At 53.5% G+C, this 24,311-nt stretch carries 16 protein-coding genes; 10 read left to right on the forward strand and 6 right to left on the reverse strand.

What is annotated here, in order from left to right:
• Positions 1-132 precede the first annotated feature (132 nt).
• The 4 genes from ACLBVC_RS04600 to tssI are packed head-to-tail and all read right to left on the reverse strand — an operon-like array spanning position 133 to position 7,351.
• Positions 133-522 carry an Imm50 family immunity protein gene (locus ACLBVC_RS04600; RefSeq protein ID WP_410148430.1) on the reverse strand — a complete coding sequence of 130 codons (390 nt, stop codon included), beginning with the start codon at positions 520-522 and terminating at the stop codon, positions 133-135.
• A gap of 12 nt (positions 523-534) precedes the next feature.
• The gene (locus ACLBVC_RS04605) at positions 535-4,896 is read right to left on the reverse strand and encodes an RHS repeat-associated core domain-containing protein (RefSeq protein WP_410148432.1); all 4,362 of its coding nucleotides are present in this window, start codon (positions 4,894-4,896) and stop codon (positions 535-537) included.
• A 14-nt stretch (positions 4,897-4,910) separates the two neighbouring features.
• On the reverse strand, positions 4,911-5,348 hold the full coding sequence (locus ACLBVC_RS04610) for a DcrB-related protein (protein ID WP_410148818.1): 438 nt from the start codon (positions 5,346-5,348) through the stop codon (positions 4,911-4,913).
• A 2-nt stretch (positions 5,349-5,350) separates the two neighbouring features.
• Positions 5,351-7,351: a type VI secretion system tip protein TssI/VgrG gene (tssI, locus tag ACLBVC_RS04615; protein WP_410148434.1), complete on the reverse strand. Its 2,001-nt coding sequence runs from the start codon at positions 7,349-7,351 to the stop codon at positions 5,351-5,353.
• 354 nt (positions 7,352-7,705) lie between these two features.
• Between tssI and ACLBVC_RS04620 the strand changes: the two genes are divergently transcribed.
• Entirely contained in the window at positions 7,706-8,617 is a 912-nt protein-coding gene (locus tag ACLBVC_RS04620; RefSeq protein ID WP_410148436.1) for a DMT family transporter, read from the forward strand.
• Positions 8,618-8,644: 27 nt separating this feature from the next.
• Here ACLBVC_RS04620 and ACLBVC_RS04625 read toward each other — a convergent pair whose 3' ends face one another.
• Both ACLBVC_RS04625 and ACLBVC_RS04630 read right to left on the reverse strand, forming a co-directional pair.
• Positions 8,645-9,892, reverse strand: a complete 1,248-nt coding sequence (locus ACLBVC_RS04625; RefSeq protein ID WP_410148437.1) for an LVIVD repeat-containing protein — start codon at positions 9,890-9,892, stop codon at positions 8,645-8,647.
• 9 nt (positions 9,893-9,901) lie between these two features.
• Positions 9,902-10,969 carry a sugar ABC transporter substrate-binding protein gene (locus ACLBVC_RS04630; RefSeq protein WP_410148439.1) on the reverse strand — a complete coding sequence of 356 codons (1,068 nt, stop codon included), beginning with the start codon at positions 10,967-10,969 and terminating at the stop codon, positions 9,902-9,904.
• Positions 10,970-11,192: 223 nt separating this feature from the next.
• On the opposite strand from ACLBVC_RS04630, the gene ACLBVC_RS04635 reads away from it, so the two are divergent.
• The 9 genes from ACLBVC_RS04635 (at position 11,193) to ACLBVC_RS04675 (ending at position 24,276) form a co-directional block, all read left to right on the forward strand.
• The gene (locus tag ACLBVC_RS04635) at positions 11,193-12,281 is read left to right on the forward strand and encodes an oxidoreductase (RefSeq protein WP_410148440.1); all 1,089 of its coding nucleotides are present in this window, start codon (positions 11,193-11,195) and stop codon (positions 12,279-12,281) included.
• Positions 12,282-12,477: 196 nt separating this feature from the next.
• Positions 12,478-13,443 carry a VirK/YbjX family protein gene (locus ACLBVC_RS04640; RefSeq protein WP_410148442.1) on the forward strand — a complete coding sequence of 322 codons (966 nt, stop codon included), beginning with the start codon at positions 12,478-12,480 and terminating at the stop codon, positions 13,441-13,443.
• Positions 13,444-13,835: 392 nt separating this feature from the next.
• Positions 13,836-15,401, forward strand: coding sequence for an MFS transporter (locus ACLBVC_RS04645; RefSeq protein WP_410148443.1), 1,566 nt, complete (start codon positions 13,836-13,838; stop codon positions 15,399-15,401).
• Positions 15,402-15,488: 87 nt separating this feature from the next.
• Complete coding sequence (locus tag ACLBVC_RS04650) at positions 15,489-17,657, forward strand: right-handed parallel beta-helix repeat-containing protein (protein WP_410148445.1); 2,169 nt, start codon at positions 15,489-15,491, stop codon at positions 17,655-17,657.
• Between the two features lie 66 nt (positions 17,658-17,723).
• Positions 17,724-18,404, forward strand: coding sequence for an oligogalacturonate-specific porin KdgM family protein (locus ACLBVC_RS04655; protein WP_410148446.1), 681 nt, complete (start codon positions 17,724-17,726; stop codon positions 18,402-18,404).
• A 436-nt stretch (positions 18,405-18,840) separates the two neighbouring features.
• Entirely contained in the window at positions 18,841-19,086 is a 246-nt protein-coding gene (locus tag ACLBVC_RS04660) for a hypothetical protein (protein WP_195813404.1), read from the forward strand.
• Between the two features lie 319 nt (positions 19,087-19,405).
• Complete coding sequence (gene mgtA, locus ACLBVC_RS04665; protein ID WP_410148448.1) at positions 19,406-22,111, forward strand: magnesium-translocating P-type ATPase; 2,706 nt, start codon at positions 19,406-19,408, stop codon at positions 22,109-22,111.
• Positions 22,112-22,224: 113 nt separating this feature from the next.
• Positions 22,225-23,892, forward strand: coding sequence for a Na/Pi cotransporter family protein (locus tag ACLBVC_RS04670; RefSeq protein ID WP_410148450.1), 1,668 nt, complete (start codon positions 22,225-22,227; stop codon positions 23,890-23,892).
• Positions 23,893-23,922: 30 nt separating this feature from the next.
• Positions 23,923-24,276: a DUF2493 domain-containing protein gene (locus ACLBVC_RS04675; protein WP_195813401.1), complete on the forward strand. Its 354-nt coding sequence runs from the start codon at positions 23,923-23,925 to the stop codon at positions 24,274-24,276.
• The last annotated feature ends 35 nt before the right edge of the window (positions 24,277-24,311 follow it).

Raw genomic sequence — 24,311 nt, forward strand, 5'->3', positions numbered from 1 at the left:
AGCAGTTATGAAATGCCGCCTGAAATAACCTAGGCGGCGCTCCGGGGGGGATGAAGGTTTAGGACCGCAACCAACTGAAAAAATATGAAAATAGCCGAGAGGTTTTAATATTCTCTCGGCTTGATTTTCTTATTAATCCCATCTTTCATCTAAGTAAGGAGTTATTTCCTCGATAGTTAAAAACTTTGACTTACAGTGCAAATTAAGGTCATCACATTTTATTTTTATTTCAGAATAGTCTTTCAAAGAAACGATTGTTGGTGAGCAAAAAAAACCAACCCTTGAACCTGAAATATCTAACTTAATTACATCCCCAAAAGTAACTACCAAGTTCAAGGCATTAAAACGTTTTTTGTCCCATTTTTCAGGATGTTTTTTTGGCAAATTCTTACAACAAAAATGAAAATTTAAGTCTGAAAACCTTCCCAATGAAAAAAAATTAATTTCGATAGGCTGGATGTTGAATTCATTATTAAACATGAATTCAATTTTTTCTTTACCTATAGCATTTTGAAACCACATTCTAAACTCCCTCTAAAAATTATAATGACCATGAATTCCGGGTATACTGCCTGTATTCAAATTGTGACGTGGTCTAACATTAAAATGCGGCTCTGCTCCATGCCCTGGTGTAGCCTTCGAATGTCCCAGGCTATGTTCCTGTATAAAGACAGCGTTGCCGTCACCATTAGTTAATTCGTATTGCCTCGTTTTTGTTGGCTGCCCTTTACTGTTTAATATTTTCTTGCCACCACCATCCAACAAATCAGGCCTTGTAATTGATTGAGGTTGTTGGCTCATTGGTATTCCCGCGTCGCGTTTAGCCTGCCTGAATGAATCTCTTCGACTTGTACCTTCATAAGTTGTCTTTTTATTAGCTCCCAGACAACCACTTAACCCCAATGGATCAATCCATGAGAACGGATTCGGCCCATAACCATATAAATTAATCCCCCCCGCAAGCCCTATCGGATCTTGCTGGGTAAATCGTCCGTTATCGGGATCGTAATAACGGTATAAATTGTAATGTAACCCCGTTTCTCTGTCGAGATATTGACCCTGCATCCTCAGGTTTTGAGGGCCACCGGTTGAGATTTCACGGGGGTGTGTTTCCCCTGTGATTTTGCCCCAACTGTCTGGCTCGCCGCGCCAGCATTCCTTTCCTTCGCTGTCGGTCATGGCCTCCGGCTGGCCGTTGACCTGATTGTGGAAATAATAAATTTTGCTTTCAACGCCTGTGCCGTCGATTCTGGCGAGCGGGGCATAACTGTTCTGATCGCTGTAGGCGTAAACCTGCGTACGGCTCCCGCTGAACTCAGCCAGCAGACGCGGGCCTTCCCATAGGAATCGGGTGTCTGCGGGCTGGTACTTCTCAGGCTCAAAGCTGACGAGATCCATCCGCTGGTAACGTACCCGCTTGCTGATGCGTCTGCCGAGCGGGTCATAGCTGAAATTCACCACGCATTCCGGGCGCGTGTGGCTGAAGGGCTGATGCAGTACTTCAATCAGCTGATGGTCACTGTTATAGCGGTACTTCCAGCGTTCACCGTGGGTGGTTTTCTCGGTCGTTCTGCCGTAAATATCGTACCGATAATCGCATTCGTTGTGCTGCATGACGCGGTTATGCGGCCACAGTCCGACATTTATCGCCGTATCCAGTGGATTGGATGCCGGGTCATATCGGTAATACTGCGGTGATAGATTCGGGCCTTCGCGACCGGTCAGATGGTCGGCGGCATCATAGGTGTAGCGTCGGGCACGAAAATGCGTCGTGCTCTGATGCACCAGCGTCAGGTTATCCCTGAGGTCGTAATGCCAGCTCTCTTTCGACTGCGCCAGAGCGGAATGAGGCGTCCGGCCCGTCCAGCGTTCACTGACCCGCCCATGGCGGTCATAACGCAGCCCGGTTTGCAGCACGCCCTGAGTCCGGCCTGTTTCACGGTGCAATGCATCGCGGCTGAATTCAGTGATCAGCTGTGAATCCAGCATTACCTGCAGGGCATGTCCGCTGCCGTAATAGAGCGTTTTTAGCGAACGGCCATCAGGTAATGTCACCGCGTTGCGGTTACCCAGCGCGTCATACCGGTAGTTAACGTCTCCATTGCGCCCCCGTTCTGACAACAACTGGCCTGCGGGATCGTAGGCCAGCAAGAGGCGTTCCGGTTCTCCGCCGTCTTTGGGGGCGAAAAGGGCGTCGGTCAGTTGCCCGAGAAGATCATACTGATAGTGCGTGATGCCATCCGGCGTCTGCCGGGCAACAATTTGCCCGAGCAGATTGCGTGTGAAATGGTGAGTCAGCGCCTGATCAGTACCTGCGGCAAAGGATCTGTTGCTGCTCCGGTCACAGAGGTCATATCCGTATCGGGTGACCACGCCGTCGAGGCCGCGCTCTTCGGTCAGCCTGTCGTTTTCGCCCCAGCTGAAACCGTAGGCTTCGCCGCTTTCATTCATCAGGCGGATCAGCCGCCCGCGCGGATCGTAAGTACGGGAGACCGTTCCACCCAGTGCATCGCGACTGAAACGCAGCTGACCGGTGACCCGGTCATAGCCATACTCGCGCAATGTTCCGTCAGCGGCTTTCAGCCCGACAAGCTGGCCTTTTTCATCCCAAAGCGCGTGTTCAGTCCGTTCCTCTGCCGACGTCACCCGCAATATCCGTCCGGCAGCGTCGTACTCGTAATGCCTTGATTCCCCGGTGGCATCTGTCACAGAGACCTGCCGGTAATGCTCATCGTAGGTATAAAGCGTGGTGTGCCCGGAACAATCCTGCGCCTGCGTCAACTGACCGCGTTCATTCCATAAAAAACGGCTGATGCCATTGAGCGGATTGATGTAAGCCGTCACCTGACCAAATTCGTCACGTTCGTAGCGGCTGATATGCCCGAGCTCGTCTTCTTCGGCAATGACACCGTGGCAGGCGTCATATTGCAGGCTGTAAACGCCATCCTGCGGGTTGATGAACTGACGGGGATTTGACTGCTGCTCAAGCCAAATCGTGTGCGATATGCCTCCCATCGGGTCGATCTCTTTGACGAGGTTGCCGGAGGTATCGTAGAAAAATTGCTGCGTTGTACCGTCCGGCGCGACGGTTTGGGTGAGTTGCTGATTTTCATCCCACGCGAAACACCACGCGTTGCCCGCTTCATCAATAAAACGCTCCACCAGATATTCGGCGTTCCAGTGGTGCTCGCGGGCCATGCCGTCGGATTCCTCAACCCGTGTGATCCGCTGAGTCATGTCGTAACTTATCGTGCTGCGTCTTCCCGCACTGGTGGCGTGTGAAATGACCCGCCAGTCGTCTTCAAAAAGCTGCCAGCCATAAACACTGCGCAAGCCTGATGGCAAAATATGCCACGCCATCAGCTTTTTAGCGGTGTAATCAAACTCGCGAAGCACCACGTCAGCGGCATCCGTCACTTTTGCCAGCTGGCCGGTCAGCCCGTAATCATAAGTCATCAGCGTGTGGGGTTTTTCGCTGCTGGTGTCAGTGATCTGTGTGACACGCTGCGGGTGTGACGCAATCTGATAATGCAGGCTGACGCTGAGGCTATTTTCTGTGTCATTGATCTCAGCAAGTTTTCCCTGTGCGTCATAATGCAACAACAGACCGTTGCCGTATTCATCGCACAATGACGTCAGCCGCAGATTTCCGGCTGATTGAGGATCAGGCAGATACATACGCCAGACGCTGCCGTCAAGGTCGGCAACCAGAATCTGCCCCTCATCCCCGGTGGCCACCAGCAGACCAGAGTCGGGATAGATTTTACGTTCTCCGGCTGCCAGCGAGGCAAAGCGTAATTCGCGCCCGCTTTCGTCATGAAAACAGGTCATTTCGCCTTCAAGGGTAATGCGCGTCTCAAAAGAGGTTCGCCAACCAGTGCCAAACATTCCGCCTTCGGTGTTACAGCTGCTGTAAATACGTTGCCAGCGAAGAGGGAAACGTGCCGGTAAAACAAAATCCAGTTCTTCCTCACCCGCCAGCACTTTTGCGCCTGTCGCCGCATGCACGGGCATAAAGGCCGATTGCACAGAAGCCGCCAGTTTACTGCTCAACATACCTGCGCCCATCATCAGCAGCATGCACGGCAGTCTGCTGAACATTTTTGAGGGTCTGCCCATCGCCAACATGCTCACCGCCACCAACAAATCCAGCCCCGGCACTTTTCCACTGGAGATTGGGCGAACTATGACCGCTGCGCCGCCGATGGTGACGTTGGGCGATACGGCGGTTGAAACGGTGCCGCCACAGGTTGTGCGATCTTTCCCACGTACGGCAGGTAAATCGTTAATGGAGACGGTAGAAGAGCCTTCCGCAAGATATTGCGGAGGGGCAGGAGGATGTTTCTCACACAGGACGATATCCTGATTTGATGGTGCAACCGGCCCCGGAGGCAGCGCAACGGTCGGGTTCATCAGCTCCAGCCCGATGGCCTTAATGCCATTGAGCAGCATGGCGACGTAATCCCGTTCGCCTTCAGGTTCAGGCGGTAATCCGGCCTGTTCGGTTGTGCTGAGCAAACGTCCGGCTGCACGCGCGGCCGCGATATCATTGGTCAATACATTAGGCGCACCGGTGGTGATAACGCCCGCGGGTGAAGGCGGGAACATCATGTTCGCCAGCCCCTCACTTTCGTTGATGACCTCATCCATCATCCCCATGGCCTCAAGAACGAAACCGGCAATCAGCCCGGACCCCACACACGTTCCGGCAGCAGCGAGCGCGGTAGCCGCTAAGCTACCCACAGCTACAATAGGGGCAGCAACATAGGCAACACCCGCTACGATGGTCCCGGCGGCGACCAGCACAATCCCCTGAATCGCAACCGCAGCAATATCGGCCATTACGCTGGTATGAATAATGGCATCACCCAGACGGGCAGCATGTTCATCAGCCATGATGTGCTCCCCGGTCAGGATTGAGTCAGACACAATGACTGGCAAAGTTTTTGCCAGTAAAGGTTCTGCTCATCAGTGAAAGGTTGTAATGCGGTGCAGGTAAAAATCAGCATGTCCCGCCGCTCACCACGATAAATGGCCAGCTGGCGCTGGTAATGGATATGAGCCCCACGCCTGAAGTGACAATCTGTTTCCAGTGCGTGCAGACCGGTTGACATGGGCAGCAGGCGGGGGAGACGCGGCTCTGAGTGCAGAACTTCCACGCTACCGAGCAGGAGTGACCACTGATAATCCATTTCTTCTTCAAAAGTCCGTTCTTTGGGGATAACGCCCCGGCTGACAATCAGCGAAGAATTATCCTGAGTATTACGAAAAATATTGAGGCTGTAGTCCAGCCAGTTGTTGCCTTCAGGCAGCGGGAAGGTGCATTCGTCCGTGCGGTAGAGATTCATGATCACTCACTTTCCTTGTTGAAAATTCCATCGATGCTGTTTTGAATGGATTCTTTGTAGCTTTCACCCGGCGCACTTGCCGGGGAGCCCGGAGAGGAAGGATTCAGACCGAGCACGCCGCCAACGGTATTAATGACGCCGTTGCCTTCAATGGTGACATTCAGGCTTTTGCCTTTGAGGTTGATGGCTCCGCTGGCATGTAACTCGAGCGCGCTTTCGCCACATTCAAGGCGGATAAGTTCCCCGGATCCTATCGTGACGATCTTGACGGCCAGACTGGTGTGCGTTCCTCCCGTTAACTGAGCGACATCCCCTTGCACAGCGGCTGACTGCCCGACTTTCACCGTCGAGCCTTGAAATCCTTCTATGGCGTTCGTTTCATTACCCGTAACAATTTTTGTGCGATAGCCTTTAATGGTGTTGATCTCATTACCTTTGATGGTTTTTACCCGATGCCGGTCTACCGTAAGCACCTGATCGTTCAGCACTTTGGTCTTCATATCCTTCTGCGCCTGCATCGACAACAATTGATTGCCAGTCGCATCTTCGAACATCAGCTCGTTGTAGCCGTCGCCTTTGTAGGTTTGCGAACGGATCGCCATCTGGGTTTTGGTGCCGGGCAGGCCGCCAGGTGCGCGGTTTGTGGCGTGATAGGTGCGTCCGGTAATGATCGGCTGATCGGGGTCGCCGTTGAGAAAATCGACGATCACTTCCTGTCCGACACGTGGCACCGCGATGTTGCCAAAACCGGTGCCCGCCCATGCCTGCGATACGCGGATCCAGCATGAGCTGTAGTTGTCGGCTTTGTTGTAACGGTCCCAGGCAAACTTCACCCGCACGCGACCGTGTTCGTCACAAAAGATCTCTTCGCCCGGAGGCCCGGTGACAATCGCGGTCTGGGGGCCATCTGCGCGCGGTTTCGGGTGCGGCATCGATCGCCAGGTTTGGGTCGAAGGGATCACTTCAAACTCGTTAACCAGCGTCGTTCCCTGACCTTCGTTGCCGATCCATGCCTGTGGCTGGTCGCCACTCATCTCGCTTGAAACAACCTGCCAGTTCACGTTCAGATCTTCACGCGGATGGTCTGTTAACGCAAAGCAGACGCCCGGAGAGAGTTCGGGTGTATTACTCCTGCCAGCCACGACATCGGCGTTATTACGCCAGCCTTCAATCTGATATTTGGCGAAGTCCGCGCCGTGTTGCTCGTCTTTAAAACGCCCCGGATAGTCGAAAATCTTGTACAGGTCATGCTGATATTTCATTTTTGACGGTTGCTCCTGGTACTGTGCCTGCCAGTTGGGAGCGGTGAAGGTGTAATCCTGAGTGACAACTTCGGAAGGCCGGATGCGTGCGCTGCGACGGAAGTTGTTGATACAGTAAGTGTCGGCTTCAGAGGCCGCATTAGGGTTGTAAGGCAGGGAGCCGATGCCGGTTAATGCGGAGCAATTATCAGCAAAAGTCAGCTTCTGGTCGCTGGCCTCCAGAAACTCCTGCTCATAAAAGAAGATGCCTTCTTCCGCAGATAAGCGGGAAATATAATCGTAATCCGTTTCCATAAACTGGACGCAAAACTCACGCACGCCATGACTGGCACGAAAGAGTGTGTCGTATTTAACCACTTCCATTTCACTGAGTAATGGTTTGAAAATACTGAGAATATCCAGATTCTGAAAACTGCGGCAGTTCGTTCTCAGGGAACTGCGCCAGAAATTTGGCCGGATAGTCATCCGGTAAAGTGTCTGATGCTTGCCGGTATCACCTTGTTCACAAAACGTCACGATGCCGCGGACCCGTCGTTTAATCTCCTCCCCTTGCCAGATCGTCAGTGTCGCGTTTTCATCCAAGACCTTTTCGAACCCAACAGCCGGGTCGCTGCTGGCCAACGTAAGATTCAACGTAAAGAGTTCAGAGTAACGTTGTGAAAGATGAAAACTCACGACGGCGAAGGTGTCTTTTGCCGTGCTGCCTGCTGTAAAAGTGAAGCGCGTTCCATTAATCGCCATGCTGCTATTCCTTTATCATCCGGGGGCATTCATTAATCAGAAAGTCATTTATTAGACAAGATATCACTGAAATAAATACAATAAATTCAAATGGATAAACTCACTCAGAACAAAGAAACTAAACTGACTCAGAAGGTTTATCCATGACTCGGATCACACAAGAGCGGGGACAAAAAATATAAGCGATCCATTTTCCAACGTTGATAAGCCGGAAATGTGCAGAATGAAAAAGCAAGAAGCAGGAGGGCAGTAGGAAGGGAGTTAGCTACACTCATGAACGAAAATTAAGAAGAAGCACCGCTCACGAATATTGTGGCAAACAAATACACCACCCCAATCCAAAAGGAGAAGTGAATGAAAAGTGGCGATTATTGCCGTTTGTTGTTGCTGGCGGCTATCTGGGGCGGGAGCTTTTTGTTTATGCGGGTGGCGTCTCCGGCGTTCGGGGCGATCAATACCGCATTTTTACGGGTGCTGTTCGGGTTTGTCGGGCTGGTGGTGATTCTGGCGGTGCTGCGTACGCCCCGTGAGTATCAGGGGAAATTCCGCAGTGCGTTGCTGCTCGGCGTAATCAACTCCGGGTTGCCGTTTCTAATGTACTGCCTGGCCGCACGCTGGCTGCCCGCCGGGTATTCGGCCATTCTTAATGCCACGACGCCGCTGATGGGTGTGGTCGTGGGCGGGCTGTTTTTCCATGAAAGCGTGACGCTCAAAAAGGCGCTCGGCGTGCTGCTGGGGTTATTCGGCATTACGCTGCTGACCGCCACCGGCGCGGCGCAATCCGTGTCGTCGCTGCTGGCGGGCGTGCTCGCCTGCCTGATAGCGACCAGCTGTTATGCGGTGGCCGGGTTCCTGACGCGCCGCTGGATTTCTGATCGCGGCGGGCTGGATCCGAAACTGGTGGCAACCGGCAGTCAGCTGGGCGCCACGCTGTTCCTGCTGCCGTTCTTTTTGTACACCTCCGCGACAGAAGCGCCGGTCAGCTGGGCGCAGCCGGTGGTCTGGCTGTGCGTGCTGTCGGTCGGTTTCATCTGTACGGCCTGGGCGTATATTTTGTATTTCCGCCTGATTGCCGATATCGGCCCACTGCGCAGCATGACCGTGACGTTTCTGATCCCGCCATTTGGTATTTTGTGGGGCTATCTGTTGCTCAATGAAACGCTGTCGGAAGGGTTCTTTGCGGGTGGTGTGCTGATTTGTCTGGCGGTGTGGCTGGTGCTCAGCCCGGGGAAGAAGGTGGCAGAAAAGAAAATCGCCGCATCTTAAACTGACGTATTCAGACGCGGCGAAGCATTAACCGAGATACTCGATGATGGAAAGGCCACCGTTGTAGTCGGTGCTGTAGATGATGCCCTGCGCATCGACAAACACGTCGCAGGACTGAATCACCTGCGGCCTGCCGGGACGGGTGTCCATCATTTTGGCCGGAGCCGCCGGCACCAGTGCACCAGTCTCTTTCGGCTGATACGGATTGCTGATGTCGTACGCGCGAACACCGGCATTCTGGTAAGTGGCGAAAATCAGCGTCGAGCTGATAAAGCTGCCCGGACGGTTCTCATGCAGGTTGTGCGGGCCAAAATGTGCGCCTTTACTGACATAATCCCGCTCATCCGGCTGCGGGAACGTCGAAATACTCACCGGGCTGGACGGCTCGCGCACATCGAATACCCAGATCAGCTTCTCGCCGTCTTCCTGATTATCCAGCACCGCCTCATCGAGCACGATCAGCAAATCCCGGTCCGGCAACGGCAGCGCGGTGTGCGTACCGCCACCAAACGGCGGGCTCCAGTTACGGTGAGAAATCAGCTGCGGTGCGGTCCGGTCTTTGATGTCCAGCAACGTCAGGCCGCCGTCGCGCCAGCTGGCATACGCCGTGTCCCCGCTGATTATCGCGTGATGCAGCGCGTAGCGTTTACCTTCCGGCCAGCTCTGCGTTTCACCGCCTGCGGTGTGCATCCCCGGCAGCCACCAGCGTCCGGCCACCTGCGGGTGACGCGGGTCAGCCAGATCGATAGTCAGGAAAATATAATCGCTATAACCGTCGATCAGCGCCGACACATAAGCCCAGCGCCCGCCGACATACCAGATGCGGTGAACGCCGATACCTTCCAGCCCGAGAAAGCTAATCTCTTTTGGCTGATCGGGCGTCGAAATATCAAAAATCCGCACACCGGCGCTCCAGCCGCGCTGCTGCGTGCCTTTGACCGTCTCGCTGACGGAACGGGTGTAATACACTTTTTCATCGGCGAAACGCACGTCGGCAAACAAATCACGGGCGTTGATCACCAGCAGTAAATCGTCGTGCGCCTGTAAATGCACATTCCAGGTGCCCGGCGGTGCCGCGACGAAACCGGCAGGGCGTGGATTTTTCGGGTCGCGAACATCCACGATAGAAAAACCCTGCGACACCATATGGCCGATATAGGCATAACCACGGTGAACCATTACCTGTACGCCGTCAGGCTTTCCGCCCTGATCGCTGTGCCCGATCAGCCGCATATTGCGGCTGTATTCCGGTTGCGGAAGAGATTGCGTTGTCATTTTCCGGCCTTATTTCTTATTTTTGGCTTCGAGGGTGGCGAACCACGGGGCGATGAAATCATCCGATTTACCCCAGCCCGGAATGACTTTCGCCAGCGACGCGACGTTGACGGCGTCCGGATTGCTGGTCAGCAATGCCTGCGGAATAGCAGAAGCTTTGAAATCATAGGTTGCAGGCGTTTTCCCGCCGGCAATTTTATTGGCAACCAGACGCAGGTTAATCGCGCCGATCAGTTTCGGATCGACCGCCGCGCTCAGTTTCCACGGGCTGTTTGCCTCACGCATCAGGCCGATATCCTGATTGGAAATGTCGATGCTGTAGAGTTTGATTTCCGTGCGGCCATTTTCCTGCAAGGCTTTATACGCGCCCTGGCTGAACGCATCCCACGTCCCCCAGATCGCATCAATTTTGCCTTTCGGGTACTTCGCTAAAATCGCGCCAATTTTGTTGGCCGTGTCGCCCTGAACGTCCGAAGACACTGCGCCGACGGATTCGAGTTCATGAATTCCCGGCTGGTCTTTCAGCAGCTTTTTATAGGCATCCTGACGGCGTTCCATTGGCGGAAAACCGGCGACCCACAGTTTGACGATATTGGCCTTGCCGTCGAAATCCTTCACCAGCTGGCCCACGGACATTTCGGTTAACGATGCGTCATCCTGCTGGGTAACGGTTACGCCGGGAATATCGCCGTTGACGGCGGTATCAAAAACCGACACCGCAATGCCGCTGGCGGTAATACGTTTGAGCAATTCGGTGGAATACGGGTCGCGTCCCTGAGACAAAATAATCCCGTCATATTTCTGGCTGATGGCCTGATTGACGAAATCCTGGAATTTGGCGTCATCGCCGTTACTCAGAAACGTGCTGACCTGAAAACCTAACTTGCGGCCTTCCTGGATCGCACCGGAGACAAATTGCGTAGTGTTATCGTCCGAGCCCAAATTGCGGATCACCGCAATGCGCACCGGCCCTTTATGATCGGCAATGGCTTTTGGTATCGCGGCGGTGTCTGCCGCAAAAGCAGGAAAGACCGACAACAAACTTAATGCCAGCAATGAAGAAGAGAACAATTTCATTTCAATTACCCTGTGTGTGGTTAATCATCATTCGAACGGGAAGACAATTCATGCAGGCCTTTGGGGAGGCTTTTAGAATGCGTTAATGAATTGATTGTCCGAGTTTTGATGACAGGGTAGTGATTGGCAACGAACTAAAAGGCATAAGTTAATGCCAAAAATTATTAGCCATCCAGATGTCCGTGAGTAGGATGTTAACAGCTTCTAATTCAAGGATTTCCCCATGAGCGATACTGATATCCGCGTGGTTACCGGCCCCGCAAACTACTTTTCTTTCCCCGGCGCGATTGAACGTCTGGCGCAGTTTTACACACCGGAACAACTGGATAACGCGCTGTGGATTTACGGCGAACGCGCACTGGCGGCAGCGCAGGACTATCTGCCAGAAGCGTTCAGCGCATCGCAGGCAAAGCGCGTATTGTTCAGCGCCCATTGCAGCGAAACCGAAGTCCGGCGTATTGCGGCGATTGGCGGGGAATACCGTCAGGTGGTGATTGGGATCGGCGGCGGCGCAGTACTGGATACAGCGAAAGTCGTGGCCCGTCGCCTTGGATTACCGGTTGTCGCCATTCCGACTATTGCCGCCACCTGCGCCGCCTGGACGCCGCTTTCCGTGTGGTACAACGATGAAGGGCAGGCGTTGCGCTATGAAATTTTCAACGACGCCAACCATCTGGTGCTGGTCGAGCCGCGCATTATTCTCAGTGCGCCGAAGGAATATCTGCTGGCCGGAATCGGCGATACACTGGCGAAATGGTACGAAGCGGTGGTGCTCAGCCCGCAGCCGGAAATTCTGCCTTTAACGGTGCAGCTCGGCCTGAACACGGCGCTGACGATCCGCGACGTTCTGCTCAACGAAAGTGAAGCGGCGTTGCAGGCGCAGGACGACAATCAGCTGACGCAATCTTTCCTCAACGTACTTGACGCAATCATTGCCGGTGGCGGGCTGGTCGGCGGTCTGGGCGACCGCTATACCCGCATTGCCGCCGCACACTCAGTGCATAACGGCCTGACGGCGTTGCCGCAAACTGACGCTTTCCTGCACGGTACCAAAGTGGCTTACGGCATTTTGGTGCAAAGCGCACTGCTGAATCAGCCGGAAGTGGTTCAACAACTGACGGCGCTGTACCGCGTGCTGGATCTGCCAGTCAGTCTGGCGCAGTTGCAGGTGGATATTCATGACGAAGCACAGATCTCACGGCTGATTGAACGCACCTTGCAGGCTGGAGAATCCATACATCTGTTGCCGGGAAATCCGAACGCAGAACAGCTGCGTCTGGCCTTTGAATTTGTGGAAAATAAAACCTTGTAATCTCCACGGCGCGTCACAGTAAAAAACCTGATGAATGTGCAGAAAAAGCGGGTTACTGTGTAAAGAAAGCGTAAAGTAAACCGCAGCTAAACGATATGTACTTAATCCTGAAGCCTCCATTCTCTTTAAATCCACGTTGTTAAAATGTTTAAAAATCGGGTGATACCGTGATTATTTCAGGCAGCGGAAATAAATCATGGAACACTCGTCCCTCAATCAAACCGAATCCCTTAACGAAACAACGACAAAAAATGCCAGCGGATTCAACTTGTTTATGGATCTGCTGAGTGGTGCGCGCGTGCCTGATAATTTGTGGCGCGACCGGATGTTCCGCGTCAAATATTTCGTTCGCACCTTATTACATCCGCTGGACACCCTGAAAGTTCTCGACAAGATGGCCGCAGAACCGGTCTGGCACGAGGCCTTCACCGTTCAGACCAAACTGCCCAGCAAAATTCACAAACCTTATTTGTATCTCGGCTTACCTTCTGCCGGTCGCGCCGACGCGCTGGTTGACCATTACGCATTCGTCAGCGGTATGGAAAATACGTCATTGCGCAATACCTTCCTCAGCGCAAAAGGCAATACCGTCACGCAATTTACTGGCAAAGACGGCGAGGCATTCAGAGTAGTGCTCGGTTCCATCGGTAAATCCGAGCGTGAAGGTGAAGCCAACATGTTCCTGTATATGGAAGACACATTGCTGGCAGCACTGACGTTCAGTGTGGTGCAACGCCCGGAAGGGCCGACAATCGTGGTCGGCGGCTTTCAGGGTGCGCATCGCTCAACGCCGCATGAAGTGATTAAACAGGCGACCAAATCCTGCTACGGGCTGTTTCCAAAACGTCTGTTACTCGAAAGCCTTCAACGCATCGCAGAAATTGCTGGTGTGAAACGCATTCTGGCCGTCAGCGATACCGGCCACGTTTTCCGCAGCCTCCGTTACCGTCACCGAAAGAAAAATGTGTTTGTCGCCAGTTATAACGAATTCTGGGATTCCATCAGTGCGACGGTGTATTCATCTGCGTTATATGACGTTCCGCTGCAACTTCCACGCAAAACCATGGAAGAGATCCCGAGTAAAAAGCGTTCCGAATACCGTAAACGCTATACCTTGCTGGATGAACTCAGTGAAAGCACAGCGTCACTGCTGAAAGCCTGATATTCCGGGCGATTTATGAATCAGAATGACCCGCTGTAGCAGGCAATAAGGCCAGGGAATGGCCTGTTTTATCCCTTTCATGCACGACCTTTCACCTTAAGGTGAAAAGAAATCCTCAGATTCCCCCCCCCCAGGTTAAGTCATGGTTTTGATTAGTAATAGTCAGCAAACCATTCAACTCCAAACTAATGCAAATTGAACATACTCGTGAATTGTGATTTTTTGATGGACGAGAATGTTACACGTATCGCAAAATTGCCTGACAAATCATCCGCCGCGCTTTCAAATGTGAACTGATTCACATCTATTCATTCACTCCGCCTATATAAAACGCTATCTCTATAAAAACGAAACAGCGGTTCATATTTCTAAACTCTCTGGCGGAACGAAACATGAAGACAGAAAAACCGATTTTATTTAAACATCAGCTGGCCTACGGCGGCGGTAATTTACTGGGCAGCGGGGCGCTGGCGATTGCCGGGATCTGGCTGCTTTATTTCTACACCACGTTTTGCGGCCTGACCCTGCTTCAGGCTTCAGCCATCTTCTCGGTTGCCAGCATTATTGACGCTATCAGCAATCCGCTGATGGGTTACCTCTCGGATAACTTTGGTAAAACGCGCCTCGGCAAACGCTTTGGCCGCCGCCGTTTTTTCATTTTACTCGGCGTACCGCTGATGATGTTCTACCCGCTGTTATGGGTGGAAGGCTTCGGGTTCTGGTATTACCTGTCCACGTACGTGCTGTTCGAGTTGATTTATACCTCGGTCATGGTGCCGTATGAAACGCTCGCGACCGAAATGACCACCGACTTCTCGGCGCGCTCTAAACTGACCGGCTACAAAGCGATTTTCGGTAAAGTGGCAAATTTCCTGGCGGCTTTCATTCCCGGCCAGTTCATCCTGATTTACGGCAAGGACTCCGCGCAGCCGTTCTTCTTCACGGCGCTGACATACGGGGTGATCTTGTGTGTTGCCATTGGCCTGCTGTATTTGTCTTCCTGGGAACGTCCGGTGGAAGAGACTACGCCGGTTGACGAAACCAAAATGAGCCTCGGCAAAACCATGCTGACGCTGGTGCGCGATATGAAATCGACGTTCCACCTGCGCGTATTCCGTAAACATCTGGGCATGTATCTGTGCGGATTTGGGGCGGAATGGCTGTTCGCATCGGTCTTCACCTACTTCATCATTTTCGTTCTGCAATATGACCCGACCATGGTCGCAGGCCTGAGCAGCCTGAACTCAATTCTGCAACTGTTCTCTACCGCGATTTTCATCGGTATTTGCGTGAAACACGGCTTCAGCAAGCCTTATATTCTGGCACTGGGCATCGTGGTGTTTTCCGTCCTTTGCTACAGCCTGCTGCATTTCCTGCACCTGCCGCAGCAGTACGCGACCGTGGCGATGCTGACCATTACCGTGATTTTCGGTATCGGCACCGGCGGCGTTTACTACATTCCGTGGACGGTTTACACCTTCCTGGCTGATGTGGATGAAGCCTTTACCGGCCGTCGTCGCGAAGGGATCTACGCCGGGGCGATGACCTTCTCCGGCAAGCTGATGCGGTCGGTGATCGTGTTTGTGATGGGTGCCATTCTGAGCTTCTACGGCTTCCAGTCCAAATCACATACCCAGCCGGAAAGCGCGGTGATGGCGATTGCGCTGGTGTTCTGCATCGGGGTCATCGGCCTTGCGCTGATGGCGATGCTGTTCAGTAACCAGATGAAGCTGAACCGCAAAACGCATCTGGTGGTATTGGGTGAAGTGGCGCGTATCAAAGCAGGCGGCGCCATCGGCCATATCAAACCGGACGCGCGCGCGGTCATGGAAGAGCTGATCGGCCATCCGTATGAAGAATGCTGGGGCAACAGCGCGGTATGCCGCAAAATCTTCAACACGCCCGCCGTCAGCGTGGACGTGCCTAAACCGCTAACTGGCACCACGCAGCAGCCGTAATCTCCGAATAACACAGTATTTAGACCTCACCGGCTGGCCGGGAAACACCGGCCAGCGACCCCGTATTTTTTATGGATGAGAAAATCTATGTGGGAATACAAACTGGCTGTGGTCGCACTCTCCTTCGGGATTTGCGCACACAGCGTAGCCGCCGCATTGCCTGAACCGGAAAATCTGCGCTGGCACAGCATCGCTTTTGGTCAGTCTACCGACGTCAATTTCGCCACCAACGTATTGCCGGAAAAAATCGGCATGAACGAAGTGCGTCTGGCGGATGATAAGCCCGTTCCCGCAACGGGCATCCCGCTGACCACGCCGTTTACGCTGGAAAGCCGCGGCGGCAAAGTGGGGAACAGCCACGACGGCCTGACCTATTTCTATACGCGTCTGCCCGCAGAGGCGAATTTCCAGCTGGAAGCCGATATCACGCTCGATCAGTTTGGTCCTGAAAACGGCGCGAAACCGGCCGGTCAGGAAGGCGCGGGATTACTGGTGCGCGACATCCTCGGCGCACCGCGCGAGCCCGTCACCAAACCGGGCATTGAGGAGTTACCGGCAGCCTCAAATATGGTGATGAACAGCGTGATGGCCGTGGGCGATAAGCCGCCGGTCGTGGCGCTGATTGCACGGCAGGGCGTCAGACAGCCGTGGGGAAACACCGGGATCGGCATTGTGCGCGACGAATATCATCCGCTGACCACCCCTGCGCATTTCTCGCTGCGGCTGACGCGGACGGACAGCGGTTTTGATGTCGCCTATGCACCGCAGGGGAGCGACCAGTGGACGGTAAAATCCGTTGAAGGCGCAGACCGGGTCACGCAGCTGGATAAAACCGGGTATTACGTCGGTTTCTTCGCATCGCGCAATGCCAAAATCACGGTCAGTCACGCGAAGCTGACACTCAGCGAAGCGCATTCTTTGCCTTCCGCAGCTTACGTGACACCGTCACTGAAACCGCGTATTGAAATCATGTCTTCGCCGGTCATCGCGCGCCGCGACAGCGTATTCCAGCTGCGCACTAACGGCGATGGCCAGTTGCAGATAGATGAAGGAAATAAGCCGCTATTACGGCAGAAAACCGTTCAGGGCGGCGAAGTGGTTGCCGTGCCGTTCCACGCCGGGCAGCCTTCCACCACGCTGAAAGTGACGTTCACGCCTGAAAGCGGGAAACCGCTGACGCAGGAATTTGCGGTTCGTATGGCGCTGGTCAGCAATCCTGATGCGCTTTATGTCTCACCGCAGGGAACGGCTGAAAACGACGGTTCACAAGCGCATCCGCTGGATTTCGCCAGCGCGGTGGATCTGTTAGCGACGGGCGGCACGCTGTGGCTGGCAGACGGTGACTATCCGGCCAGCGTGATCCCGGCCACCGCCAGCGGCACTCTGGCAAAACAGAAAACGTTGCGTCCGCTGGGCGAAAATGCGGTGTTTAACGGATTAAAACTCGAAGCCAGTTTCTGGAATGTGCAGGGTATTACCGTCACGCAGAAAAGTTTTCATATTGCAGGAAGTCACAACCATATCGACCGCGTCAAAGCCCATCATGCCGACGATACCGGCATCTGGGTCGCCTCGCCGGACGGCATTGGCCGTGCGTTATGGGCCAGCCATAACCTCATCAGCAATTCTGAATCCTGGGAAAATCAGGATCCGGGGCGTAAAAATGCCGACGGTTTTGCCGTGAAAATGCGCGTGGGCGAGGGCAACCGGCTGGTGAACTGCTATTCACATGACAACGTGGATGACGGATTCGACCTGTTCAACAAAATCGAAGACGGCCCGAACGGCAGCGTCACGATCGAAAACAGCTTGTCGGTTCACAACGGCAGTAACGGATTTAAGCTCGGCGGAGAAGGCCTGCCGGTGGCGCACCGCGTGCTGAACAGCGTGGCGGTTGAAAACGGTATGGACGGTTTCACCGACAACTTCAACCCCGGCGAGCTTTACGTGGAAGGTAACCGCGCGGTGGACAACAAACGCTTCAACTTCCTGTTCCGTCCGTCGCCGTACACCACTGCAGATAAACAGGGCGTATTCAAAGACAACATATCGCTGCGCACCACGCCGGGAAAATATGACGATTCTGTCAGCGGCAATGTCGATGAGAGTAATTATTTTTATCTGAATAACAAAAGCGTGAATACGCTGAATAAAGAAATTACGCCGGGAGAGTTTATTTCTCTCAGGCTGCCGGATCCGGTTACCCGTCTTTCTGACGGCGGATTTAATTACGCTGACTTTTTGAAACAAAAATAAAACGGCGTGATGAATAACAAGCATTGCTTATAACATAAAAAACTCAATATCTCTGGGACTTAAAAAATGAAAAAGAACAGACTGCTGATCTGCGGTCTGCTGCTGGCCAGCGCCAGCAGTCAGGCCGTGACGATCGACCTTCGCCATGAATGGCTCGATGACAGTAAACAACATAAAGACAGGGCGTTAGTATCACACCGGTTTGCCAATGGTTTCGGTTTTTCACTGGAAGCCAAGTGGAAATCTGGTGGTGACAACCCCAACAAACCCTTTAATAATCTGGTAGATAACGGTACTGAAAGCACCATCAGCTATCAGTATAAAGTGACGCCCGCGTTCTTCCTGCAGCCGGGCTTTACGCTCGAATCCAGCTCTGACAGCAGTATCTATAAACCGTTTTTAACCGCCGGATATACCTTCGACAACGGCATTTACTTTAATGCGCGCTATCGTTACGAATATACCCGTTATACCAAAGAAAATACCGAAGACCGTAAAACTAACCGCGGTGAAATCTGGCTGGGATATCGTCTTGCCGACTGGCGCTTTGAATATAACTATATTTATAAGCACAGCGACCAGATTTTATATGACAACGACAAATGGGATTATGAGCAGGACCTGAAGGTCGCTTATAATATCAATAAGAACTGGACGCCGTATGTTCAGGTCGGTGATGTTTCTGTCAGAAAAACCACCGACGAACGTCAGACGCGTTTCCGTTTAGGAATACAATATTCATTCTGATATCACAAAATAACCAGCGCTTTAATTAACTCAAAACTCAGTAATAAACTCCTGCCTGAGAACTCCGGCGGGAGTTTCACTTTTATGACAATCTTGTTGATGTTCGTTTAGGTTATAACATCCGGTTGGAATAACGCTGTCGCTGTTTCCTCACTCAAACATAAACGGGGCGTATTAATTATGAGTTTACGGGTTGACAATATTTCCGACCCTGCGTAAATTGCACGTGCCGGAAGTTGCGGCCTTTCCTCACTTAACATAAGAGACTAATGGACACTGTATCTAGTAACTTCCCGAATGACGCTGAACTGGCGCTTCGGAATATTAAACATGAAATCGACTGTGATCATTTCATCGTTTGGGTGCGCCTCGCCAGAGCCTGATGCTCTTGTGTTATCTCACCTCAACCTGAGTGTTTACGGTCCCGGGGTGTGTTATGAACTTCAAATCAATCCTTTATCCTGATGTCAAAACCCTGACATCACTTCTGCGTGTCCGTCCGTCCCGAGACAGGGTTCTGGCTGCGCGCGGCAAAGACTCGCATTCAATTTTTTCTTCTAAAATCAGTAATATGAATCTTCGCGTAACCACCTGGCGCGTCAGTCCTGTGACCGGCCAGCTCGAACAGCGTTGCATCATGGCTGACAGCGAAGAACCTCAAAGTCGGTTTTCCCCCGCCTGATTTAGCCCGTGGTTTATCCCGTGCTGGATTTCGTCCTTATTACTGCCTGATCGTTTTCCGGCAGGAATATCGCTGATTTAATTCCGTTGAACTGGTTCGACTAAGTTATTTCAGAGAATAATTCCGCCCGGCAAAACCTGAAGCAGAAATAATAGACACACAATAAGGCTTGTTCTGTTTATCTTTAAATAAACAGCGAATAGCCCTGCATAAAATAAATGAAAATACCGATCGTCTCGACGATGCGGGCAATATTCTGCAGCCTGAAATAAGGCTTACAGATATTACGCCCCTATTGTTGCGCGACAGGAGCACCACCATGACTGTACAAAACAACACCACACAAGAAAAAAAGAAACAACAGACGCTCTCCATGCGTGCCGCGCAGGAGGCGAAAAACGGCGTTGCGGTTACGCTGATTAACGTTAACGCCACCCGCGATGGCCTGACGGAAGCCAGTGCCGCCACGCGTCTGGAGAAAGAAGGTTACAACGAAGTCGCCCATGACAAACCGCCTCACGCGCTGATCCAGATGGTGAAGGCCTTTAACAACCCGTTCATCTATGTATTAGCCGTGTTAGCCGTCATCAGCTTCTTCACCGATTTCTGGTTCCCGCTGCGCGCCGGAGAAGAAACCGATCTGACCGGGGTTTACATCATCGGCACGATGGTGGTGCTGAGCGGACTCGTCCGTTTCTGGCAGGAATATCGCTCGGCGAAATCGGCTGAAGCGCTGAAAGCCATGGTCAGAACCACAGCCACAGTGCTGCGCCGTGACCGCATGGGAAAAGCTGGTTCCCTGCGTGAAATCCCGATGCGTGACCTGGTCGTCGGCGACATCGTGCAGCTTTATGCGGGCGATATGATCCCGGCGGATGTCCGTCTGATTGAATCGCGGGACCTGTTCATCAGCCAGGCCGTGCTGACCGGTGAAGCGTTGCCGGTTGAAAAGTACGACACGCTGGGCGACGTGGCGCAAAAATCGGCCAGCGACGTGAGTGCGGATAATGAAAATCTGCTGGATATTCCCAACATTTGTTTCATGGGCACCAACGTGGTCAGCGGCACGGCGCAGGCCGTCGTCGTGGCGACCGGGCCAAGAACGTATTTTGGCTCGCTGGCGAAAGCCATTGTCGGCACCCGCGTGCAGACGGCGTTTGATCGCGGCGTGAACAGCGTCAGCGGGTTACTGATCCGCTTTATGCTGGTGATGGTGCCGGTGGTCTTCCTGATCAACGGCATCATGAAAGGCGAATGGTGGGACGCGCTGCTGTTTGCCGTCGCGGTCGCCGTCGGGCTGACGCCGGAAATGCTGCCAATGATCGTCAGCGCCAATCTGGCGAAGGGCGCGATGGCGATGGCGAAACGCAAGGTGGTCGTCAAACGTTTGAACGCCATCCAGAACCTCGGCGCGATGGACATTCTGTGTACCGATAAAACCGGCACGCTGACGCAGGACAAAATCATTCTTGAGCACCATATCGACACAAAAGGAGCAAAAAACGAGTCGGTTCTGGCGCTGGCATGGCTGAACAGTTATCACCAGAGCGGCATCAAAAACCTGATGGATCAGGCAGTTCTGCACTTCTCCGAGAATGGCGTTTCAAAATTCACCCGGCCTCAGGGCTACAGCAAAGTGGATGAAATGCCGTTCGATTTCGTCCGCCGCCGTCTGTCGATTGTGGTGAAAGATGCGAAGGAAAACCATCTGCTGATCTGTAAAGGTGCGGTAGAGGAAATGCTGAGTATTTCCACGCACATGCAGGAAAACGGTGCGGTGGTGGAACTGACGCCTGCACGCCGTGAGGCACTGCTGGCGCTGGCGAATGACTACAACCAGGAAGGGTTCCGCGTACTGGTTGTAGCGAGCCGTGACATCCGTAAGAGCGAGGCGAAAAAACAGTACGGCACAACTGATGAGCACGACCTGATCCTGCAAGGGTTCCTGACCTTCCTTGATCCGCCGAAAGAATCTGCCGGCCCGGCCATTGCGGCGCTGCGTGATATCGGCGTGGGCGTAAAAGTGCTGACCGGCGATAACGCCGTTGTGACCAGCCGCATCTGTCATCAGGTGGGATTAGCACCGGGCGAACCGCTGCTCGGGCCACAGATTGAACGCCTCGATGACGCCACGCTGCGTGAGCTGGTGGAAGAGCGCACGGTGTTTGCAAAACTGACGCCGCTGCAAAAATCGCGGGTGCTTAAAGCGTTGCAGGCCAACGGCCACACGGTCGGATTCCTCGGTGACGGTATCAACGATGCACCGGCGTTGCGAGACGCGGACGTCGGGATTTCCGTCGACAGCGGTACAGATATCGCCAAAGAATCTGCCGATATTATCCTGCTGGAAAAAAGCCTGATGGTGCTGGAAGAGGGCGTGCTGAAAGGGCGCGAAACGTTCGGGAATATCATGAAGTACCTGAACATGACTGCCAGTTCCAACTTTGGCAACGTGTTCTCCGTTCTGGTTGCCAGTGCGTTTATCCCGTTCCTGCCGATGCTGGCGATTCAGCTGTTGCTGCAAAACCTGATGTATGACATCTCCCAGCTGGCGCTCCCGTGGGACAAAATTGACAAGGAGTTCCTGAAAAAACCGCGGAAATGGGATGCCAAGAACATTGGCCGTTTCATGGTGTGGATTGGTCCGACGTCGTCCCTCTTCGACATGACGACCTTTGCCCTGATGTGGTACGTGTTCAGCGCCAACAGTGAACATATGCAGACGTTGTTCCAGTCCGGCTGGTTTGTGGAAGGGCTGCTGTCCCAGACGCTGGTGGTGCATATGCTGCGTACCCAGAAAATCCCGTTCATCCAGAGCACGGCGGCGTGGCCGGTGATGCTGATGACCGGGTTGGTGATGGCGGTCGGTATCTATGTGCCGTTCTCTCCGCTGGGGCCGATCGTCGGGCTACAGGCGCTGCCGTGGCAATACTTCCCGTGGCTGGCCGGTACGCTGCTGGCGTACTGCTGTGTCGCACAGGGCATGAAAACGTTCTACATCCGTCGTTTTAAACAGTGGTTCTGATGTCCTGATTTCTCATTAAAACCTGACCGGTGCCGCCGCACTTTGCGGCACCGTTTTAAGACTGAAAATAGCACCACGCTTCACAATGACAACCCTGAAAAAGGGGAGCGATTATGTTTGCAACAACCCAATCTGGCACCACCTTACTGATTAACCTGGCAGGCGCAATTGCTCTGCTGCTGTGGGGTTCCCACATGATTTCCTCCGCGTTGCAACGCGGGTTCGGAACGCCGTTACGCCACTGGATGGGGCGTCATCTAAAACATCGCGGGATGGCGTTGCTGTCCGGCGTGGGCATTACCTGCCTTTTGCAAAGCAGCACCGCCGTCAGCCTGATGGCCACCTCGTTTACCGCCGCCGGAACGCTGAGCCTCGCGCCTGCGCTGGCCGTGATGCTCGGTGCCAACGTCGGTTCGACGCTGGTGGTTCAGCTGATGAGTTTCAACACCGCGATCGCGGTTCCGTTGCTGATGCTTAGCGGATTTATCGTCTTTAAAATGCGTGACCATACCGGCTTTGAAAGTGCCGGTTGCGCGATGATTGGCCTCGGGCTGATGCTGTTGGCGCTGAACCTGCTGGGCGCAACGCTCGCACACATCGAATCCACACCGGTGTTCCGCGCCGTGATGTCCGGACTAGAGGGCGATACGCTGATCGCGCTGTCCGTGGCAGTGATCCTCACGCTGGTTTGCCATTCAAGTGTGGCGGTGATTTTACTGATCGCCTCGCTGGCGGCGACGGGCGTCATGACACCGGTCACCGCAATGGTGCTGGTACTCGGCGCGAACATTGGCGGCGCGCTGCCGCCGGTGCTGAATGCCGGAAAAGCCGTCGCCCGCCGTCTGCCCGTGGGCAATCTGCTGATCCGCTGCGCCGGTTGCGTGGTGGCACTGGCCTTTATGCCGTTGTTGGCGCGTCTTGCAGACAATTTATCGCTGACCACGCCGCAGCTGGTGGTGTGGTTTCATACCGCGTTCAGCGCCGTGCTGGCGCTGGTATTTATCGGCCTGACCGCGCCGGTCGCCCGCCTGCTTGAGCGGCTTTTCCCGGAAGAAGCACGTGCCGGTGATCCGGGCATGCCGGTGTATCTCGACGAAACCGGGCTGGACATCGCCTATATCGGTTTATCAAATTCTGTGCGTGAATCCCTGCGCGCAGCGGATATGCTCAACATTATGCTCGACCGGTTGCAGGTGCTGTTTCAGACACCGGAAAAGGGCAGCCGCACGGAAATCCGTCATCTGGATCAGTCGCTGGACATGCTGAGTGCGGCGATCCGGGCTTATCTGGCCGATCTGGCGCACGACGGGCTGAGTGACGCCGATGCCGACCGCGCGCAGGAAATTTTGATGTTTGTGATTAACGTCGAACATGCGGGTGACATTCTTTCCAGCAGCCTGGCGGAGCTGGCCGCACGCAGGACGCGACGTGGCGAGACGTTCAGCGAGTTCGAACGGAACAATATTGCGCTGCTGCATACGGAAATCCTCACCAGCCAGCGTCTGGCCGTAACCGCATTTCTGGGCGAAGACCACGACGCTGCGCATCAGCTGGTGGCGCGAAAAGAGGTGATTCGCCAGATTGAAGCCACCGCCAGCCGTGAACATTTTAAAAAACTGCGCGATGATAAAAATGCGTGGGCGGAATCCGGTGATATTTTTCAGCGTGTTTTACGCGATTACCGCCGCGTACATCATCATATTGCTGCCGTGGCGTATCCTGTTATTGACCGGCACGGTGATGAATTACGGGCGATAATTGAAAATAATGCAGACGTGTGAATCCCATAATAAAAACAACAGGAAAACTTCATGAGAGTGCTTATTTGTTCAGGCCGGTTTTATACCGGTATTAGTACGCTAACGCGGGTACTGGATTTATATTCGCAATCGCAGAATATCCGTGTGCTGATCCACGGCGGACATCAGTCCTCCGGCGGTGCGATCGAGCGCTGGGCAAGGGATGCGGGCGTTCATATCGTGCGCTATCCCGCCAACTGGGCCGCGCACGGTAAATATGCAGAAATCCGCCGGAATATTTTTATGTTAGAAGACAGCCGCCCGGATATTATTTTGGCATTTTCTGGCGGAGAGGATACCGCCGATTGTATCGGGCTGGCGAAAAGCAAAGGAATTAAAGTGATTGAAATTGAACAGTATCTGTAATGACAAATACGCCGGAAGTTAAGTGCAATTCTTTC

The organism is Rahnella selenatireducens, from assembly GCF_046449555.1.
GTDB lineage: Bacteria > Pseudomonadota > Gammaproteobacteria > Enterobacterales > Enterobacteriaceae > Rahnella > Rahnella selenatireducens.